Genomic DNA, 20198 nt, shown 5'->3' on the forward strand with positions numbered 1-20198 from the left:
ATATATTATTGTTTCATATTCACCGTTTTCATTCAATAAATGAGCTCAAAATCCGGTGAATAAGGGGAAAGTAAGAAAATATATTAAAAAAATGAAAAACAAGAAATAAAAACTAATTTACAAACAAAAAAAGGAAAAAAATAGTTCGTTAAACCCAGTGTCTGAACTATTTAAATTTTGTAAAATTTTATCAAACCCTTGGTAATACAACATTTCTTAAAAACAGTATCTCTTTTAACATTTCCCGATACAACCTATATAAACGCATTTTGATAATTTTAAACTTTTACTTCGGAAAAATTTTTTGTTATTATGTTTTAGTCATTAAAATATTCACGAACGAAATATTTAGTCCGAGCGGACAAAGGAGAGGATAAAATGAACACATTACAATACTTAGTCGCAGAACGTGCAGAGATTTCTCCTCAACATGAAGCACTAGTTGAACATAATGAACGTTATACATTTAATGAATTTCATGAAAAAGTAAATCAATTGTCTCATTACTTCTTAGAGAAAGGAATTCAAAAAGGAGATCGTATTGGTATTTTAGCTCATACAAGTATTGCTTACCCAGTCGTTACAATGGGGATTTTACAAGTGGGAGCAGTCGTTGTTCCATTAAGTAAGAGCATGACACCTTATGAGCTTGATAGCATTATTACAAGCGGACAGTTAAAAGCGATTATCCACCATAATGAATTTACGTCTGTATTAGAAAAAGCGGAACAAACGGCTGGACTTAGCTTTACGTTAAAAATTGAGGATGCAAAAGAATTTACAACTCAATTCTCAGCGTATAACATAAACACACCAGAAGCACTTCCTGAAGTACTTCCTGAAGATTTAGCATTAATGATGTTTACATCAGGTACAACAGGTAAATCAAAAGGATGTATGATTGCACACGGATCGGTAAGTGCCTTTTTAAACTCTGGTGGACAGGAAGAACGTGCAAATATTGATAAAAGCATGCGCTATTTATTTGTTCATCCATTCTTCCACATGAGTTCGATGAGCATTTTATTTATGTGCATTAACACAGGAAACACAATGGTATGTTCTGAAGAAACAGATCCAGCTAAAGTAATTGAGGTAATCGAAAAAGAAAACATTAAAATGCTGTTTGCACTACCACCAGCATTAAAATACATCGTAGAAGAGCTTGAAAAAGGAGATCACTATGATTTCCCTCTAAAACTTGCTGTGTCAGGCGGAACAAAAGTATCAGAGTCTTTAATCGAACAATATGACCGTAACGGTATGATTTTAGCTCAAGGATACGGAAGCACAGAAGCTTGGATTATCAGTTCATGGCATCCTCAAATGGGATGGAAGAAAGTAAGCTCTGCTGGAAAACCTGCTCCACATGTGGAAGTTAAAATTGTAAATCCCGAAACACGTCAAGAAGTTCCAACTGGAGAAAAAGGTGAAGTACTTGTACGAAGCCCTTATCTATTTAAAGGCTACTGGCAAAACGAAGAAGCAACAAACGCTGTCTTACAAGATGGCTGGTTAGCGATGGGCGATGCAGGTCGATTAGATGAAGACGGATTTCTTTACATTGAAGGACGCTATAAAGATGTAATTGTATATGGAGGAGACAATATCTACCCAGATCAAGTAGAAGAAGTTGTCCTAGCAGCAGATGGTGTGTTAGAATCGACAGTTGTCGGCATGCCTGATGATGTGTACGGCGAAGTTCCATATGCATTTGTTGTTAAACAAGAAGTATCTGCTTTAACTGAAGAAGATGTAGTGAACTTCTGTAAAGAACGATTAGCACCATATAAAGTGCCAACTGTTGTATTTGTTTCATCACTTCCTAAAAACAGCGTAGGAAAAGTTTTGAAAAACGAAGTGAAAAGACAAGCCTTAGCACACGCATAATAAAAAAAGCGGCCTTTATAGCCGCTTTTTTTATATTTATTGCTGTAATTTTTGAGATATTTTTTTCATAATGTGAAAGTATTGATCTCTTTCTTCTTCTGATAAGTGTGAAAGTAAATCTGACCAAAAATCGACACGAGTAGCTTGCAATATTTCGACAACTTTTTCGCCTTTTTCCGTCAACTCTACCCACACACTTCGGCGGTTTTGCTTTTTATATATACGATTCACAAGCTCATCATCTTCTAATTGATTTAATACAATGGTGATAGCACCAGGTGAGAGCCCAAGTACTTTTGTGATATCGCTAACAATACAGCTTTTTTTATCGTGAATCGTCTTTAAGATTGCCTCTTTTGTTGAAGTTAAATGGTAGGGAAGCAAATCATATTTCTCACCGATTACGGTGTTTTTATATTTTAAAAGAGCTTCTTTTACATGATCTATACTTTCTAGCTGATGACTAATCTCTTCTTTGCTATAACGTTCAGTCAAGCGTAAATCCTCCTCATAAAACAAATTCCATTTTTACCATTATACCATGTATAATGCCCATAGAAAAATGAACAACACCGCGAAAATTGTCAGAAAAATTTTAAAATAATTACCATAATTCGTTAAAAAATCCTTGTTTTCGTGCTATTATATATAAGAATAGTAATAATAGGAAACGCATACAGCATTTGTTTTCTATTGAGTTCATAAGAAAAAATGGGGTCTATGAACATCATTCCGCTTTACCTCATGTGTTGAACAAAGAAAAAAATATAAAAAATGGTGATTATTCACTTTGACATATCGTCTTTTATAAGATGTTTGTATAAAATGAATGTATACATATTTTTATAGAAAAAACATATTGAGGTAAAGCCGAGATATGGGGGGATTCAATTACATGAAGAAAGTCTTAGGGGCGCTTTTGCTTGGCGCGACAATTGTTAGTGCGTTTATTGCGTACAGCATGTATACCAATCATTCTGCAAAGCAAACAGCCGCGATAGAACAAAAACAAGCAGCGAAAAAAGCAGAAAAAAAGACTGAGAAAAAGAAAAAACCAGTCCTTAAAATCGAAGACCTGACGTATCAGTTGAAAGATTCCCGCACAGGACAAGTAATGAAAGAATTCAAGCCGGTTCATTACAAGGATAAAGACGTATACGACCAAGAAATTAAGCAATTAGCGTCTGAGCTGGCAAAAGGGATCGATACGCCTATGCAAAACATAAAAATGGATGCAAATGGATCGTTAACCGGCGGGTCCAAACAAATCATTTTAAAAGAAGCAGAGCTTGTTGAAAATCTGCAGAACTTAAATACGAAACAATTGGATGTGAAGGTTCCGGTTTACGAAACCGCTCCAAATGTAACGGCAGCGTCTGCTCAAGGGATCGCTGATGTATCGCTAGCTTCGTATTCTACACGTTTTCGTCCAAGTGATACAAGTCGAAACAGAAATGTTCAGCTATCAGCAGAAGCAATTAATAACGTTGTATTAGGTCCAGGAGATTCATTTTCTTATAATCAAACAGTTGGGGAGCGCACAGCAGAAAGAGGCTATCAGCCTGCTCCTGAAATTATCAACAAACAGCTGGTGATGGGAATTGGCGGAGGAATCTGCCAAACATCTTCTACGCTATTTAATGCGATTGACGGCGCTGGTCTTCAAGTGACAGCTAGGTCTCACCATTCAAAACATGTAGGTTATGTACCTGCAGGAAGAGATGCAACCGTATCGTGGGGAGGACCTGATTTTAAGTTCACAAACAACAAAGATTACCCTGTCATCATTAAAGCATATGCAAACGTAAATACCGGTATTTTAACGGTAGATGTTCGTACTTCACAGCGTGCTATCTAATAAAAAAAGACGTATCCTAACAGATACGTCTTTTTTTCATTTATTATGCTTTTTGTTGCTCGCGTTCACGAAGTTCCACACGTCGAATTTTACCTGAATTAGTTTTTGGCAATTCATCAATAAATTCAATTACGCGAGGATATTTGTAAGGTGCAGTTAAAGTCTTTACGTGATTTTGCAGCTCTTTAATAAACCCTGCATCTGTTGTTTTTGCATGATCGACAAGAACCACATACGCTTTTACAACATGGCCGCGATCAGCATCTGGGCTAGCTATAACGGCACATTCTTTCACCGCTGGATGCTTAATTAATGCATCTTCAACTTCAAATGGCCCAATTGTATAGCCGGAACTGATAATGATATCATCTCCGCGTCCTTGGAACCAGTAATAGTTATCTTCATCTTTAGAAGCGCGGTCGCCTGTTAAATAGTAGTTTCCTTTATACGTTTTCTCAGTGCGCTCCATGTCTTTATAGTAGTGCTTGAAAAGAGAAGGGAGGTCTCTACGAACGGCAATGTCTCCAACTTCTCCAGGCTTACAAGGCTCGCCGTCTTCATTAATGATTTCTACAAACCCTTCAAGCATCGGTTTACCCATTGAACCAATCTTCGTTTTTACACCTTTTAAGGTACCGATTAAAAGAGTATTCTCCGTTTGGCCGTATCCATCACGAACTTGGATATTAAAATATTTTTTAAACACATTAATCACTTCTTCGTTTAGCGGTTCTCCGGCAGAGACAGCGCTATGAAGGTGAGACAAGTCAAAACGTTCAAGCTCATCAATTTTAGCCATAAAGCGATACTCTGTTGGCGTGCAGCACAGTACGTTTACTTTTTCATCCTGTAAAATTTCTAAAAACTTTTTAGGTTCAAAACGTCCGTTATAGATAATGCCCGTTGCACCTTGTCCAAGTACAGATAAAAACGGAGTCCAAATCCATTTTTGCCAACCAGGACCTGCTGTTGCCCAGACCGTATCGCCTTTTTTAATATCTAACCATTCAGCAGCAGCGATACGAAGGTGAGCATAAGCCCATCCATGAGTATGAACAACGCCTTTTGGCTGTCCTGTTGTACCAGATGTATAAGGAAGGAATGCCGTATCATCCTTAGTTGTTTTAGCTGCTTGGAACTGTTCTGATGCATCCGCTGTAAGTGACTCTAAGCGCGTCCACGACGTAACATCAGCACCAAATGTAATTTTATGTTGTAGAGAAGTAGGGAAGTTTTCAATCTTATCGATCTCATTGCAGAAAGGATGGTAAGAAATAATCGCTTTTGCTTCAGCGTGATGTAAACGATATTGGATATCTTTTGCGCGTAATAGTTCTGAAGAAGGAATTACAATAATACCTGCTTTTAAGCATGCTAAGTAAATAGCATACGATTCAATAAGGCGAGGTGCGATAACCAACACGTGATCACCTTTTGTTAAGCCTAGATCCGTTAGCCCGTTTGCTACTTTGTTTGCTTTTGCTAACAGCTGGTTATATGTAATTTCTTCACGCACACCGTCATCGTCCTGCCACTTTAGCGCAAGCTGATCGGATGCATGTTTTTCAATTTCCTCTGTTAAGTTGTAATGTTCACTTGGAACTAAATCTTTTAGTTGAATCATAAAAACGACTCCTTATATTATAGATATCAATGATTTTTTATCATTACTATTATTATATTACTAACTATTAGTACTTGCTACTAATTTGTTTTGGGTTTTAGTAAAAAAGCAAAAAAAGACCCGCTTGTCTTATTACGACAGCGGGTATAACGTATGTTATTTAAATAAGCTCCATTTTGTATGAATAGGTACTAGCTCTTCTTCAGACTCGTCCTCTTCGTATAAACCACGTTCTTTTAAATACTCCACAAAATATAAGTCTGCTTCCTTACGTTCATCATAAGGCTTAATCGATAAAACAAACCCTACTTTATGCTGATCTTCATTTTCAACGCCTGAGAGATACGCTTTTACATTATGCTGCAAGAATAGCTCTTTAGCGGGAATAATTAAGTCCTTGACGAACTTTGACAGTAATTCTAACTCAAAGTCGAAGGTGAACTTAGCAATTTTTTCTAGATCTGCAAATACCACGCCGATAAAACTCGTATTATGTATTTCGTAGTCTTTCGTTTTTTCATCCCATTCAATATGTCCGATTTCCTTTAAGTAATTAATAAAATACCCAATGCCTTCATCGCGGCCAAAAGGCTGTTTAGAAAGAACCAAACCGATCTTTTTGTACTTAGGCAGATACACGCATGAGATAGCGGCTTCAACTTTATGCTGTTGAAATAAGTGCGTTGCCCCTTGAAGCAAGGCATCTAAGACATGATGGGTAATTTTCATTTGTTTACGAGGAAAGTGATATTCGTTGCGTGCTAATTCATCTGTATCAGCAAACGTTGCTCCAATAAAGCCTGTATTGGATAGGGTAGGAGGGAGCTTCTTTCTTTTTCTTTTTCGTACCGTCATTCAAAAACACTCCTTGTGATCATCAATACGATAAAAAATAAATCGAACATATGTTCTTATCTAATGATACAAAAAATGTGTCGAAAAGTAAAGAGAAGTTAACGGAGAATTTGAAATTTTATAATAAAAGTAGCTAATGATCTTAAAACGTAGCGGTCATTAAAAGATGGAAAAGAAGAGGGTGAGCAAAAAAATAAAAGGCTGCAGATGAAAAACATCCACAGCCTTTTATATATTCATTAACGAGCTTCTGTTAAAGCTACCATATCTTCATCATCTAAATCGATATCTACGTGACAATCCATTGTATGAATTGTTTTATCTTCATGATTTCCATAATAAATTGTAATGTTCATGAGTATCGCTCCTTTAAAACTGGATAATGACATCCAATTTATACCGTCATCTATTTGTTTAATATTATACCCGATGAAAAAGGAAACTACAACTAAAATCACTAAAAAGCTGATAGGAAAGGGGGTTGTTGTAATTTTAACATAGAATCTTATAGAATAAAAATACTAACAAGTGTATTTTATTACAGAAAATACGAGGTTTTTACTTTCGTCAATGAATAAAAATCCATTTAATGCAAACATATGTACTAAATGAAAAATATACGTTCAGTAGCAAATAAATCCTTAAGATATTAAATGCAAACAGATTTCATCGTTTTGCAAAGCGTTCATTGAGAATACGATGAGAAAAAACGAATGAGTGTAAAACTTAATTTCTATAAGTAAACTCATTCATTTTTCAAACTCTCTAAATATAATCTAAACATCAATCGAACTGATCAATCCTGAAAATAAACTGGTGAAATTCATATGTATTTCTATAAAATCATATCTACAATTGTTCAATTAGAACAAATCTTGTTGATAATTAGTTTAGTGAGTCGATTGATATAAATATAAACCTTATCTCATTTTTTAAATTCTGTCTCACTATCATAAGTATACTTTATAAATGAGACAGAATTTGTGTTTTATCTATTGGTTCCTAGAATATATATTATGTAAACTAGAAAAAGAAATAAAATCATTGAGGTCTCCCTTACTCTTAGATCCTTAGAATACCTATCATCTTTTACTTTTTCCTTAAAGTGTGTAAGTTCTCTTTCAAGTCAGCTAGTTTTTGCTTTTATAAGTTTAATTTGCTGGCTGTAAACAGAACTCTTAAAAATCGCCTAAATGACGAACTTTAAGTCAAATGAATTAAATTATGTACAAGCTATGGATTATATCTTAGAAATGGTTAAAATGGCCGCTCACTTAATCGCAATTGCCTGAATACGCCAGTACGTATCATTTTATATGTAATTAAGTAATTTCCTTATGGTTTATCCTAGAACTTTACAATTTTGCATCACAAGTTTACAGTAGCTATGAATCAGTGTGATAGTAGTTGATTTAATGTAGAAGCGCAAAAAAAAGGAAAAAGAATAACTTCTTCCCCTCCATCCGCTTGTCATACAAACTTTTCAAGTTACTAGTTTCAAGGCTTCACTCACTAAGGTATGTTTCCCAATCGTAGTCATGAATTTTATCAAATTGCCCAAACTCATTTCTTTCGTAAGCACATAGCGGTGATTCATTTATAAAAGCTAAAATTGAGTCATCAACATTTAAAACGACTCCTAGAGCTACAATTTGAAAATTATCTGTATTACTGTTGAACTCATCTTCTTCGTGTCCGCTAAAGATACCCCATCCTGAATCATTCGGTTCGTTTGGTTTATCTTTTAACAAAAAATTAAACTCGTTTCTTTCTAAAACATCATTGCTAACTGTTACGAGGGTATCAAAGTAATAGTCCATCTTTGCAGCATCATCGTCTTCATATTCAGTATCACAAATATGTTCAGTATCGAAATGCAGGGTTTGACCAAGTTTTAAGCTCTTTAAATGATAAGGTTCATTATCAAGCTTTCCAACAAAGTTCTCTTTGTTTCTATCCGTAATTTCCACCCACATTCTTTCTCCTTTGTAACCAGCTTGATCTGAATCACTAAAGAAAATTAACTTCACTAGGTCTCCCGCTTTTAATTTATCCGTCACCGCTTTGCTTGGCTTGTAAAATGTATAAGGAGATTCTTTGTTTCTTTCATAAATATTATCTAATTGCCAATATGGATTGCTATCCTCATGTTTTTTATTACTAGAATATTTTTTGAACCAACTTTTCATAAAATACATTACCTCTTTGAATTATATAATTTAAAATACTTTATTTATGTTTTAATACTCTTTCGGGTTCATGATGGTGTAAACTTTTATGTTCTTTTCCTCAATCCCTATAAAATGAGCATTTTGCCTTGCATCTAGCCCTCTAAGGGTTCCGCTTAACTTACCTATTTTTTTAACACTGCTCTCTCCTGTTTTCCAACTGTATAAAGTTCCTCCCTTGTTGTATGGGCTGTAAAAATAACTATATTTTCCTCTAATACTTATCGCTTGTGATCCATGTAACGTTTCAGGAGTTTGATGTGAAATGAAGGAATTTTTCTCGGGATTTACTTGAATTAACTCAAAATCTGTATATGGATATAACCAAAGTGTTGTATTTTCACCTCTGCAAATTGCATAACAATCTTCAATGGACGGAGCATCTGGTAAATGAGAGTGATATTGAAAAGTTGGTAAACCTGTATGATCAAATAATACTAACCCTTCTGTTGATATCCCTTCACCAAAAACGCCTTCGTCAAAATAGCTGCACCATATTCCTTCTTTATTAACAGCTATGTCTTGTACAGCATTTCCACAATAGAATGACCGCATGACTTCTCCCTCAATATTCATAATAAACAAATTGTGCTTTTCTCCCTTGGTTCTGGGATTCATTATCAAAAAATGCTTATGATCAATCCATCTGACAAAAGGATAGTTTATTTTTAAACGTGGATAAAGTGTAGTACCGTTTACAGACAGTTCGAATTTATTATGGCGTTTTTGAACTAAGACCAGTCCATATTCATCTCTATAATCTGCATCAATAATAGTTAAATAAGTGTCATCAGGTTCAATACTAAAAATAGTCGCCGCTTCAATGTTCAAACTTGGTCACCCCTTATATTATAAAAAAGAAAAGTAAATCTACTGTTTTTCTAACAAGTCTTCTAATTCTTTCAATAAATCATACGGCTCGACTTCTAACCCAATTAACTTGGCATTCCAGTTAACACCAACTAACAAATCGTCGTCATTCATTCCGTATAGCCAATTATTCATAAATTCCTCCAACGGTATAGATGTTGATTTATAATGTGACCATTCTTCTACTGCACATTGATTTGCATATGCTTCATTCGACCAAAAAAGCATAACGACTGTCTCTTCATATTCATTCGATTCACATACGCACCAGCCATCTTCACTTTTTAACCCCCAGACCACAGTGCTTTCTGAAACTCTTTTAACAAAATTTGCGTAGCGTCTCTTCGAATTTGCAGTTAGATCAAGTTCCATTGCTAATCTCCTCGTTTTCTTGGTATGTTTTTATGCAATAAAATATCCCTAATGGTTTTAATTAATCTCTGCTTTCACTCCCCCGCCTGCTTTAACTAAATAAGCCTAACTAACTTTATTTGGGTGATTATGGTAATATAAGTCTATCATAAGTTATCACCTAAATAGATAATTTACCTTTTAAAATAGCTGATTTATCTAATTACTAGATAGAAAGGAATTAAAAGCATGTCAAACAATGAAGATAAATATGAATACACAGAATCAGGGGATGTTTTGTTCACTCATAAAGGTTCAGGTAAGGATTTTGATCCAAATGTCGATATAGACGAAGAAGCAAGAGAGATTATGGAAGCTCATATTGAACGTTATTTTGGACCTATTTACATGGTCTATCATGAAATTATGTCTCATCTTGTACATGTAGATGTCTATCATATTGCACCTAGTGAAGAACGTCCTTACCATACGCTCATTACTCAAGGAATGAGTGATAAGGCAATGAACACTCCGCCAGAAGTCGAAGGTGGTCGCTATACTGAACTCCTTTGTTTTTTACCACCTGAATGGGACCTTTCAGAAGAAGGATTTAAGCAAGAAGAAATATATTGGCCAATTGAAAATTTAAAGTTTTTAGCTCGCTTCCCGCATGAATTGGATACATGGGTAGGGTTTGGTCACACGATTCAAAATGACAACCCAATCAAACCATTTAGCTCTAACACAAAGCTTTGTGCTTCTCTTTTACTCCCTCCACTAACTGAAGAAGAAGCCTGGAGAGTTCATATCCGTGAAGGAAAAGATGTTGAGTTCTATAATGTACTTCCTCTTTACGAAAGTGAAATGAACTATAAAATGAAGCGTGGAACTGATAAGCTACTTGATAAATTTGATAAACACGGCATCAGCCAAATATATGACATTCATCGTAAAAACGTATGTAAAAAAATGTGGTTCTAAAAAAGCCTACTTAGTTAAGTAGGCTTTTACCATGTTACCCTTGTTTATTATTTTTCAATTCTCTTTTTAGTTTTCATATCAAATTTGGCTAACACCTGTTTTTCTTGCTTGACAACTAAAACTCCATCTAAAAGTTGTAGTTCTAGCTTTTTTAACTGTTGGTCAGATGCTTTCAAAGGAGAAGCTTGCTCTTTATTAGTTGAACCTTTAAACCCTAAATCATAATTCAAAGTAAAATTTCCTTGTTCATTATATTCGAGAATGCTAGGAGAAGAAAAACCATATCCCAGTCCAGACCTATCTTGATTATCATCAGGATTAAATACATTGAAGCCAACGCTCTCTTCTAGTGCATTTTTTAATGGTATATGAGGCTGAATTTCCATTTCAATTCCTTTGTCCGGATGTTCTTTCCCAACGCGTTTTTTACCTGTGTTTTTTAAGTCGATTTCGTAATATAAACTAGTAGGCACGAGCTCTTTTCCTTTGTCTTTTCCTTCTGTGATAATGGTTGAACCAACTAAACGTTTATCCGTAACAATCGATACATCCACTTTCACAAGTTCAAGGTGATTTCCTAACTCGCGAGCCTCTTTTTTACTTAGTCCGCTCGTTTTATCCACAGGTGGAGAGGGATTTTGGCAAGCGGTCGTGAGTAGAAAGAGAGCAAGTAGTGCGAATATATAACGTTTTTTCATCTGATTTCTCCTTTTTTGCATAATTTAGAAATATATTCTATAAAATTATACCTTAAAAAAGAAGCAACTCCCTTTTAGTTAGGAACGCTTCTTTTAATAAAGACTTTTTATTTAGTAACCATCTAGCGTAACATCAGTAATGGACCCATCACTAGGACTTACTTGATACCAACCTTGTGTAGCTGTATGTTCTTCTCCTGTTTCTTCATTATCCACAACATTTTCATAAACATGGATAATATAGTTTCCTGAGTCGTCAAGGTGATCATATGCTACAAAGAAAGGTGAATCTTCAGATATGCCTTGTTGGTCACGAACTAGCTGGATAGCTTGCTCTTGGGAAACTGTTTGTTCGGCTGGTTCCTCTTCCTCAAGGGCTTCTGTATCTTCTTCTTGCTCTGATTCCGATTCTGTTTGCACCTCATCTTCTAAAGAAGCTTCAGCATCAGCTTCTTCCTCATCCGCTTTTGCCTGAGCTTCCTCTTCCTCCTGCTGTTTCTTCTCTTCTTCTGCTAAACGTTCTTCTTCCGCTTTGCGATCTGCTTCTGCCTGAGCTTCAGCTTCTGCATCAGCCTTGGCCTGCGCCTCTTCTTCTTTTTGTCGGTCATCTTCTAGCTGCGCGTAGTAATCATCTAATTCTTTTTCCATTTGTTGCTGTTCAAGGTCTGATAATTGCTTTTGTTGTTCTTGGATTTGGTTTTGAAGCAAAGCAATTTGTTCTTCTGAAGCATTATCAACAAAATTGATGTTTTCTACATAATCACCACTGGCGTCAAAATTAACTTCCATCATACAAAAAACATTTTGCTCTTGATTAATCCCGTAGTAAATATACTGATTGTCACCTACTTGGATATACTGATAACCATTCATTACGTTTAATAAGTAATCGCGATCAGCTTCTTTAGAATTAACTGCTTTTTTAATGGTTGATGCTTTTGTTTGTAATGTATTCGGCGATGATTCTTTTACAGCCGTTTTATTGCCATTTTCTTTCGTATGAACCGCTGTTGATTTCTCTGTAGGCTCTTCTTTTTGCGATACAGTCTCACTGGACTCCTCGCTACAGGCTGCTAGCAATATAGCTAACAGTGGAATACCAAAAGCAAGTTTCAACATTTTCATAGACTATTATCCCCTTTTTTTATCTTTTTTTAGGTTTTATATAATTCTAAAGGACTATAAAACCTTAGGGGTTATTATACCAAAATTAAGAAAATATAAGAATATTTTCTTGTTTAATTTATGGTATTTTTTTGAAAAGATTATCTTTTTATGCATAAAAAACACAAAGCCATGTATTTTTCATAACACGGCTTTGTGTTTTTGTAATCGATGTTAATGATGAAATCCATTGTCGTATTTCGTGTCTTTAAGAACAGGTCTATCCAATGAGTTAAGAAATTCAACGGCTTGTTTGAAATTAACCATAAATAAATGAGCAAGGTCTCTTGAAAATCCATTTCTAACAACAATGCGCATGATTGTGATTTCTTCCATGTCTGCTGGGAGTGGATAAGCAGGCACTTGCCATCCATACGTGCGTAATTGTCTAGACAAGTCATAAAGAGTCCAGTTTGGCGTGTATCCTTCTTTTAGTTTCCAAGCAAGAACCGGGATATCTGAACCATCGGCGATAATTTCGAATGCTTCCATTTCTCCAATTTCTTTGCTGAGAAACAGCGCGTTTTCTTGGGAGGTTTTTTGCACGGCATAATAGCCCTCTTTACCTAAACGTAAGAAATTGTAGTACTGTAAAAGGACTTGTGCTCCTGGTCTAGAGAAGTTAAGCGCAAATGTTGGCATGTTGCCCCCTAAATAAGAAACGCGGAAAATAAGATCTTCAGGCAAGTCCTCTTTTTCTCTCCAAATCACCCACCCTAAACCAGGGTAGACTAAACCGTACTTGTGTCCCGATACGTTAATGGACTTTACTCGCGGCAAGCGGAAATCCCAGATAAGGTCTGGTTGAAGAAACGGAGCGATAAAACCTCCAGAAGCAGCGTCTACGTGGATAGGAATATCTAATCCTGTCTTTTCCTGTAACTCATCCAATGCTTTTGCAATAGCAGCAATTGGTTCGTAAACTCCTGTATACGTCACTCCAAGAATCGGTACGACACCAATTGTATTTTCGTCAACCGCACTAATGACGCCTTCTGGATCTAAATAAGGATGATCTGCATTAATGTTCACATAACGAGGCTCTACGTCCCAATAGTTTGCGAACTTCTCCCACACCACTTGAACGGATGAACTAAATACAATGTTCGGCCGGTCTGTTGATAGCCCTTTACTTTTACGCAGTTTCTGCCACCGTCTTTTTAACGCCAGTCCACCAAGCATACAAGCTTCAGATGAACCTGTAGTAGAAACACCCATCGTTGTATCAGGATTAGGTGAATTCCAAAGGTCCGCTAAAATACGTACACATCTCTCTTCAATAGCTGCTGTCTGCGGATACTCGTCTTTATCAACCATATTTTTATCAAAAGACTCGCCGTACAACCGCTTTGCATCAGGCTCCATCCAAGTAGTAACAAACGTAGCTAAATTTAAGCGGGCATTTCCGTCTAAAGCAATTTCATCATGAATGATTTGATAAGCTGTTTCGGGAAGCATACCTTGATCACCAATACGCAGCCTTGGAATTGTCACTTCTCCTTGTCGAGAAAAAAGCGGATTAACAGGAAATTCATCAGGTAAATTTTTTTGTTCACGATGCGGATGCCATTGAGGCATAAAATATCATCTCCTTATGTATGGTGCACTTTGAATATCTAAAAATTACTTTACGTTTACCTGGTGCTATAAGAAGCAGGGTCTCCTTTACACATTATGAGCTTTGAAGACTATTTTCATTCTTTTCATTATCTGTAGCACGTAAGGACGAACTTTATTTAATAATACCCATGAAAATGGTCTTACCAAACTCAAAAGGTGTAAAATATGGTAATATATTGTAAAAGGAGGTTTTTTAAATGGAGAAACAAGGGATTATCTTGCAAGATAAGTTTTTCGAGTTAGGCGAATCTCCTATTTATAATGAATCACAAGACGTTATCGGAAATGTCGCATATAAGTTATCTATTGCTAATAAATTTGAGATTTTAAAGGACGAAGAGATTGTATTTACAGGTAAATCTAAAATGTTTGCCCTTATGCCAAAGCTGATCATTTCAGATCACCACGGAAATGAAGTTGGCGTGATTCAGCGGAAATTCACTTTTTTTAAAAAGAAGTATCTTTATATCAGAAACGATGGCGATACATACGAAATTACGGGGAATATAACAGATCGCAAATTCGACGTTTTGTGTTCCGGTGTCCCTGTCATTCAAGTCCGCACACTTTCTTCGTTTCTGTCATTACGTCCTCACACGTTTGCTTTAGAATTTCTTGAACCTGATCTTGATAAATGGGAAGGAATTGCGGTTGTACAAGGCGTAAGGATGATGGTGAAAGACGAAAACAGCAGTACAGCTACTGCTCCGGCTCAATAGTGGTTATGTGATATAAAAAAACGAACAAACTTTATATTGAAGTTTGTTCGTTTTTTGATTAAGGACCGAATACTAACGTACCGATGACATGGTAGCCAATTGGTACAAGAAACAAGATGATATTTAAAATAATCGCCCATAGACAGAGCTTGTCTTTTTTTATAAAGAAACCAATAATTGCAGGAACAATCATGAGCGGAACTAAAAAGATAGGAGCTACAATAGGCAGTCCTTGAAGTTTTTCAGCCGCAATAAGTCCTGTAAAAAAGTTAAGGATCAATAAAGTATTAATAATGACATATAAAAGTGAAATTCCTCCGAGAATTCCACCTATTATCCCGCTTTTAGTTGTTTTAACAGTAGTATCCATGCTTCTATCACCTCATTTATAGAAATATAAGTAAACTATACTATAATGTGGTTTTTATTGTAAAGGTATGGAGAAAACAGCTGAAGAAAGCACTGTAGCGATTGCTACAGTGCTTGTTATAAACAGTGCATTTTTTCCTCTGCTTCTTTCCAAGAAACCGTATAGCCTTGTCCTTTTGCGCAAAAGACGGACGATGAGCTGTATTCTGAATCCGCATCTTTATTGTAGCGGATTCGTTCAATAACTTCTTCTTCATTATGACAGTGTTCATACCCTCCGAATAATAGAGACATCGACCCTTTTCCGTGCGTAAAAGATGCTAACGTCGAACCGTAGTTCATAAAAGTAGCAACAGGAACTTTTCCTGTAATAATCGCTTTGTTTTCGGTTGTTTGAGGAGAATCAAAACGGCCGTGTGCGCTTTGAACATCAGCTAATACCCGCCCCATTTGATCAATATCTACTTTAATTTTGAAATCATAATACGGTTCTAGCACAATATTTTTGGCTTTTTCTAATCCTTGTCGCAGTGCACGGTACGTTGCTTCTCTAAAATCACCTCCGCTTGTATGCTTGTTGTGAGCTCGTCCAGTACATAACGTTACTTTTAGATCAGTAATAGGCGAACCTGTCAGCAAACCGTGATGCGGCTTTTCAAATATATGCTGACGGACTAGATTTTGATACCCAACAGATAAATCATCGGTGTGACAAGCATTTTCAAAGGTAATTCCGCTGTTTCGTTCCGCTGCTTCTATTTTCAAATGAACTTCTGCATAGTGTTTCAACGGTTCAAAATGTCCGTAGCCCATCACTGTATTTTCAATGGATTCTTTGTACAAAATTTCTGGTTCTTCAAACTGTACGTTTATATTAAAACGTTCCTTTATCAGTTTTTCGAGAACTTCAAGCTGAATAGCTCCCATCACATGAATATGAAGCTCTTGAGTCCTTTCTTCCCACGTCATATGTAAAGAAGGATCTTCGGCATCTAATAGTTGAAAAAGTTTAATTCCTTCTTTTGGATGAACAGAAGGCTCAAAAACAACTTTTGATTTTAACGTAGGCAAAAGTTCATAGGAGCGGATTTCTTTTAACGTTCCAAGACCGTCTCCAACGGATGCGGAAGTCAATCCTGTAACTGCAAAAAGTTCGCCGGCTGAACCTTCATTTACGTTTTTGAATGTGCTTCCGTTATAAGCACGAATTTGAGTGATTTTTTCTTCGTATAGCTCTCCGTTTTTTTCATAAGCCACTTCATCACGCACTTGCAGTGTCCCGCTTAGAGCTTTGATAAACGTGATGCGCATGCCGTTTTCATCGTGCCGAATTTTATATACACGCCCTGAAAATGCTTCTTCCTGCGAGTAGTGAGTTTCTGTTAGCAAATCGAGCTTTTCTAAAAAACTTTCAATACCGATGTCTTGCAAAGCTGAGCCACAAGCACACGGGAAAATCTGATTGGCTTGAATAAGCTTTTGTATAGCCGCTTTCCAATAAGCTTGATCATTCTTGCCTTCCATAAATGCATTTAGAAGTTCTTCATCTTTTTCAGCTGTAAATTCAATAAGTTCCTCACTTAACGAGCCGTCTATAAGCTCTGAAGTTATGTCAAAAACATCAGGGGTTAAGTTATGTTTAATATCATTTATAACACGTTCAGGATCTGCTCCTACACGATCGATTTTATTGATGAAAAAGAATACGGGCACACGATGTTTTTGAAGCAGCTGCCAAACCGTTTCTGTATGCCCTTCCACTCCCTCGACTGCGCTTAAGATAACAATCGCATAGTCCATCACTTGAATAGAACGTTCCATTTCAGGTGAGAAATCGACGTGGCCCGGCGTATCAATTAAATAGTAAGTAGAACCGTTATATGAAAAAGTTCCTTGGTCGGCAAATACCGTAATTCCTCGTTCTTTTTCAATCGCATGGGTATCAAGAAAGGAGTCTTTGTGGTCAACTCTTCCTCGCTGTTTAATACTTTTGGTATGATAAAGAAGCTGTTCGGAAAACGTTGTCTTTCCTGCATCGACATGCGCTACGATGCCGATGGTTTTGTTAGATTGTTTCATTGTTAAATACCACCTTACTGCTGTATGTATAGCTGTTACTTTCTATTTTATAATAATCGTAAGAAAAAGTGGACGACAAAGGCCTAGAACTGCTCACATCAAAAAAGAATGCGTGATTAAACATCGCATTCCCTTTTTGTACGGCGTTTAGTATCTTTTTTGCCTTTGGCTATGAAAATAGCTGCTATAAGGCACCCAATTCCAGCTAAATGCATGATGTTATTACTTGTCGCGCCTAGACTGTTACTAGTCAATCCAACTAAAATGCTGCCAAATATAATCAATAAAACAGCAAACACGAACTTCAATTTCTTCACTCTCCTTTAATACGTTATTAAATATGATTTGCATACGGATCATATAAACCAGTAAGTAATACTAGATATTCAATAGTTCTTTCTCTACCTTCCGAATGTATTAATCAACATCTAGTTAACTATAATATTATTATGAAAATAATAGTGCGAATTCAAATGTTCATGGCACCATATTCTAATTGTTTTATATGTTATCATACATAAATTGTTAAAAATACATTTTTTCACCTTTTGCTATCAAAAAAGCAGCCTCTTTACTAAGAGACTGCTTTTATTAATGACGACTGATAAAACCGCTTAAGAAGCTTTTTTTAATTGTTCTTTTTGTTTCTGTTGATAAGAAGAAAAATAAATAAGGCCTACAAATACAGCTCCTCCTATCATATTTCCAATAAAGGTAGGGATAATATTTGCAATAAAATCAATCCATGTAAAGTGACCTGCAAAAATAGCGGCGGGAATAATAAACATATTCGCTACAACGTGCTGAAAGCCAATCGCAACAAAAGCCATAATCGGAAACCAAATACCAAGAATTTTACCCGTAACGTCATCAGCGCCGTATGAAAGCCAAATAGCTAAACATACAAGCCAGTTACAGCCCACAGCAGAAATAAGCGTTTTAAAAAATGAGTCATCAATTTTAGCTTGAGCAATTGCTACCGTTTTATCTAAAAAAGGCCCCGTTTCTGTTAAGCCGACAATATGTCCAAAGAAATACGCAATAAATACGGCTCCTAAAAAGTTAGCAAGCGTGACCCAAAACCAGTTATGAAGCAAGTGGCGAAGCGAAACTTTTCTTGCATACAGGGCAATGGAGACAGACATCATATTCCCCGTAATGAGCTCTGCTCCCCCAAGTACGACCAGCATAAGACCTACAGGAAAGACGGCCCCTCCTAAAAGATTTGATAAACTTCCCCATTCAGCTGGTAAATTACCAATGACGCGCACATCTAGTAAAAAACCAAGCGCAATAAACGCGCCTCCTAGAAACCCAAGCATAAGAATAGAAGAAAGGGATAACTTCGTCTTTGAAACCCCCGCTTCTAAAGCGATGTTTAACATTTTATCGGGCTTGTGAAATGCCATAAAACTCCTCCTTAACTAAAAAAGGCAGCACTCAAAAACACCTTTTACACAAGGTTTTTGAATGCTGCCTAATAATCCTGCACTTTCTTTACAGTATATCAGTCATCATTATTTATAATAAAATCAAATAAAAAACAAGCAGATCCTACTTCTCTTTCATTTAATTAAATTATGTATTTTGCGTTGTTCTACTGAATATTAGTTTCAAACACAAACACAGAAACAGCAATATCTTCTTCCACTTTGATATCAGAAAATAAGTACTCCAGCTTAGCTCCTAACAAGTCTTCAAGCCCCTCTGGAGGAGATGAAGCATAAAGGTTTTGAATAAGCTTTGTTCTTGCCATATGTACCGTCTCTTTACCTTCGGTTGTTCTCGCGATAAATTTTTCAGCTGGCGTTAAGTTGCCGTACAAAGTTGAAATAGCCATATTTTGAACAAATACAGTATGAATTCGTTCTGGACCTTTTCCAAAAAGTTTTTTGCGCAGCTTTCGGATAATATCATTAAAATCATGTATTTTCTTAGACACTGGTGTATGCCTCCGCTTATCTCGACTATGTCTATCCTGCTCATTCAAGTTTTCAACTAAGAATAAGTTACATTATACATGACGACGTTTACATTGTATACAATGTATCTGTTTTATCCCCGTTAATCCAAACAATCGCAAAATCATTACGAAATGATAAAAAAAATCCTCCACTTATTAAAGTGAAGGATTACCTTTATATCTCTACTCAAAGGTTACAAATGAATTCTCAGTTATCAAAGAAATAACTAAGAACTTTGACAAAATAGCATGTCAAAATAGTCAAGTGGTATGTTTGTACCAGTAGTTAATGCTATCACGTTAAAGTCATGGAATCCACTTAGTTTACTTTCATAATACTTTATTTAATTTAAATAGTCTTTTTTGATAGGTAACCCTTAATCTTCATCACGATCTGCTCTAAATTCATCATCAGATAATGAATTTAGTTGATGGCTAAGCTTTTCGTAGTTATCTTGTTTTTGGTTTTGTTGTACATCACTAGATATAGGAGCTTCACTAGAAACAGTAGATTTTTTTCTAGTCTCTTCGCCTCCGCTAACTCCAAACCCAACGTTGTTATCGGTCATCGGATTCACCTCTTTAACTGTTATTATGGAGAATTGCTCTAAAAAAATAACAGGAAACAAAAGGCATTACCACTTAGCTAATAGTGGTCCAAGCTTCCTTACTTACACCAATTCGTATTTAAATAAGGAAATGACCTGCTTTAACCCCATAGGCAATACCAACAAAAAAACTTGCTATACCTAGTGTTTGACTTTTACATACATACTTTATAGTCAAGCCTGGAATCAGACCCCATATAATGATGAAAATAGCGAACGATACTATAATAGAAGACCATGCATCTTGCCCTGATATACTTATACCTTGCATAAACGTTTCTCCTTTCAGTACTTATATCGGGAGAACATAAATTTTTTATA

General features: G+C 36.0%; 20 protein-coding genes. 4 read left to right on the forward strand and 16 right to left on the reverse strand.

Annotated elements, in window-relative coordinates; genetic code table 11:
* Nucleotides 1–378: 378 nt before the first annotated feature.
* Nucleotides 379–1890, forward strand: coding sequence for a class I adenylate-forming enzyme family protein (locus U9R83_RS12095; RefSeq protein WP_243549364.1), 1512 nt, complete (start codon nt 379–381; stop codon nt 1888–1890).
* A 36-nt stretch (nt 1891–1926) separates the two neighbouring features.
* Here the strand turns inward: U9R83_RS12095 and U9R83_RS12100 are convergent, their stop codons facing one another.
* On the reverse strand, nt 1927–2385 hold the full coding sequence (locus tag U9R83_RS12100; protein WP_013057155.1) for a MarR family winged helix-turn-helix transcriptional regulator: 459 nt from the start codon (nt 2383–2385) through the stop codon (nt 1927–1929).
* Between the two features lie 400 nt (nt 2386–2785).
* On the opposite strand from U9R83_RS12100, the gene U9R83_RS12105 reads away from it, so the two are divergent.
* Entirely contained in the window at nt 2786–3748 is a 963-nt protein-coding gene (locus U9R83_RS12105; RefSeq protein WP_226556316.1) for a VanW family protein, read from the forward strand.
* A 43-nt stretch (nt 3749–3791) separates the two neighbouring features.
* On the opposite strand, the gene mbcS is transcribed toward U9R83_RS12105, so the two are convergent.
* From mbcS to U9R83_RS12130, 5 genes are all read right to left on the reverse strand, one after another.
* Nucleotides 3792–5372 carry an acyl-CoA synthetase MbcS gene (gene mbcS, locus U9R83_RS12110; protein ID WP_208732280.1) on the reverse strand — a complete coding sequence of 527 codons (1581 nt, stop codon included), beginning with the start codon at nt 5370–5372 and terminating at the stop codon, nt 3792–3794.
* 156 nt (nt 5373–5528) lie between these two features.
* Complete coding sequence (locus tag U9R83_RS12115) at nt 5529–6227, reverse strand: hypothetical protein (RefSeq protein ID WP_014459981.1); 699 nt, start codon at nt 6225–6227, stop codon at nt 5529–5531.
* Between the two features lie 1505 nt (nt 6228–7732).
* Complete coding sequence (locus tag U9R83_RS12120; protein ID WP_328575246.1) at nt 7733–8416, reverse strand: immunity protein Imm33 domain-containing protein; 684 nt, start codon at nt 8414–8416, stop codon at nt 7733–7735.
* 51 nt (nt 8417–8467) lie between these two features.
* Entirely contained in the window at nt 8468–9286 is an 819-nt protein-coding gene (locus U9R83_RS12125; RefSeq protein ID WP_014459979.1) for a hypothetical protein, read from the reverse strand.
* A gap of 39 nt (nt 9287–9325) precedes the next feature.
* On the reverse strand, nt 9326–9697 hold the full coding sequence (locus U9R83_RS12130; protein ID WP_014459978.1) for a DUF2750 domain-containing protein: 372 nt from the start codon (nt 9695–9697) through the stop codon (nt 9326–9328).
* 228 nt (nt 9698–9925) lie between these two features.
* Here U9R83_RS12130 and U9R83_RS12135 point away from each other — a divergent pair, with 228 nt between their 5' ends.
* Entirely contained in the window at nt 9926–10657 is a 732-nt protein-coding gene (locus tag U9R83_RS12135; RefSeq protein WP_014459977.1) for a suppressor of fused domain protein, read from the forward strand.
* Nucleotides 10658–10704: 47 nt separating this feature from the next.
* Here the strand turns inward: U9R83_RS12135 and U9R83_RS12140 are convergent, their stop codons facing one another.
* The 3 genes from U9R83_RS12140 to U9R83_RS12150 form a co-directional block, all read right to left on the reverse strand.
* Complete coding sequence (locus U9R83_RS12140; protein WP_226556317.1) at nt 10705–11355, reverse strand: hypothetical protein; 651 nt, start codon at nt 11353–11355, stop codon at nt 10705–10707.
* 111 nt (nt 11356–11466) lie between these two features.
* Nucleotides 11467–12480, reverse strand: a complete 1014-nt coding sequence (locus U9R83_RS12145) for a hypothetical protein (RefSeq protein WP_226556318.1) — start codon at nt 12478–12480, stop codon at nt 11467–11469.
* A gap of 213 nt (nt 12481–12693) precedes the next feature.
* Nucleotides 12694–14097, reverse strand: a complete 1404-nt coding sequence (locus tag U9R83_RS12150) for a glutamate decarboxylase (RefSeq protein WP_182420549.1) — start codon at nt 14095–14097, stop codon at nt 12694–12696.
* Nucleotides 14098–14336: 239 nt separating this feature from the next.
* On the opposite strand from U9R83_RS12150, the gene U9R83_RS12155 reads away from it, so the two are divergent.
* On the forward strand, nt 14337–14858 hold the full coding sequence (locus U9R83_RS12155; protein WP_014459972.1) for a hypothetical protein: 522 nt from the start codon (nt 14337–14339) through the stop codon (nt 14856–14858).
* Nucleotides 14859–14916: 58 nt separating this feature from the next.
* Here U9R83_RS12155 and U9R83_RS12160 read toward each other — a convergent pair whose 3' ends face one another.
* From U9R83_RS12160 to U9R83_RS12190, 7 genes are all read right to left on the reverse strand, one after another.
* Complete coding sequence (locus tag U9R83_RS12160) at nt 14917–15228, reverse strand: hypothetical protein (RefSeq protein WP_115654000.1); 312 nt, start codon at nt 15226–15228, stop codon at nt 14917–14919.
* A 116-nt stretch (nt 15229–15344) separates the two neighbouring features.
* Nucleotides 15345–17306: a translation factor GTPase family protein gene (locus U9R83_RS12165; RefSeq protein WP_328575247.1), complete on the reverse strand. Its 1962-nt coding sequence runs from the start codon at nt 17304–17306 to the stop codon at nt 15345–15347.
* A 116-nt stretch (nt 17307–17422) separates the two neighbouring features.
* Nucleotides 17423–17605 (reverse strand): hypothetical protein, encoded by a 183-nt coding sequence (locus U9R83_RS12170; RefSeq protein ID WP_223260272.1) that lies wholly within the window; start codon nt 17603–17605, stop codon nt 17423–17425.
* Nucleotides 17606–17920: 315 nt separating this feature from the next.
* The gene (locus U9R83_RS12175; protein ID WP_208732277.1) at nt 17921–18715 is read right to left on the reverse strand and encodes a formate/nitrite transporter family protein; all 795 of its coding nucleotides are present in this window, start codon (nt 18713–18715) and stop codon (nt 17921–17923) included.
* 188 nt (nt 18716–18903) lie between these two features.
* Nucleotides 18904–19248 carry a DUF2294 domain-containing protein gene (locus U9R83_RS12180; RefSeq protein WP_182420546.1) on the reverse strand — a complete coding sequence of 115 codons (345 nt, stop codon included), beginning with the start codon at nt 19246–19248 and terminating at the stop codon, nt 18904–18906.
* 398 nt (nt 19249–19646) lie between these two features.
* Entirely contained in the window at nt 19647–19838 is a 192-nt protein-coding gene (locus U9R83_RS12185; RefSeq protein WP_014459966.1) for a hypothetical protein, read from the reverse strand.
* 118 nt (nt 19839–19956) lie between these two features.
* Complete coding sequence (locus tag U9R83_RS12190; protein WP_025751820.1) at nt 19957–20148, reverse strand: hypothetical protein; 192 nt, start codon at nt 20146–20148, stop codon at nt 19957–19959.
* Nucleotides 20149–20198: the final 50 nt, after the last annotated feature.

It is taken from the genome of Priestia sp. LL-8, assembly GCF_036227845.1.
Classification (GTDB): Bacteria; Bacillota; Bacilli; order Bacillales; family Bacillaceae_H; genus Priestia; species Priestia zanthoxyli.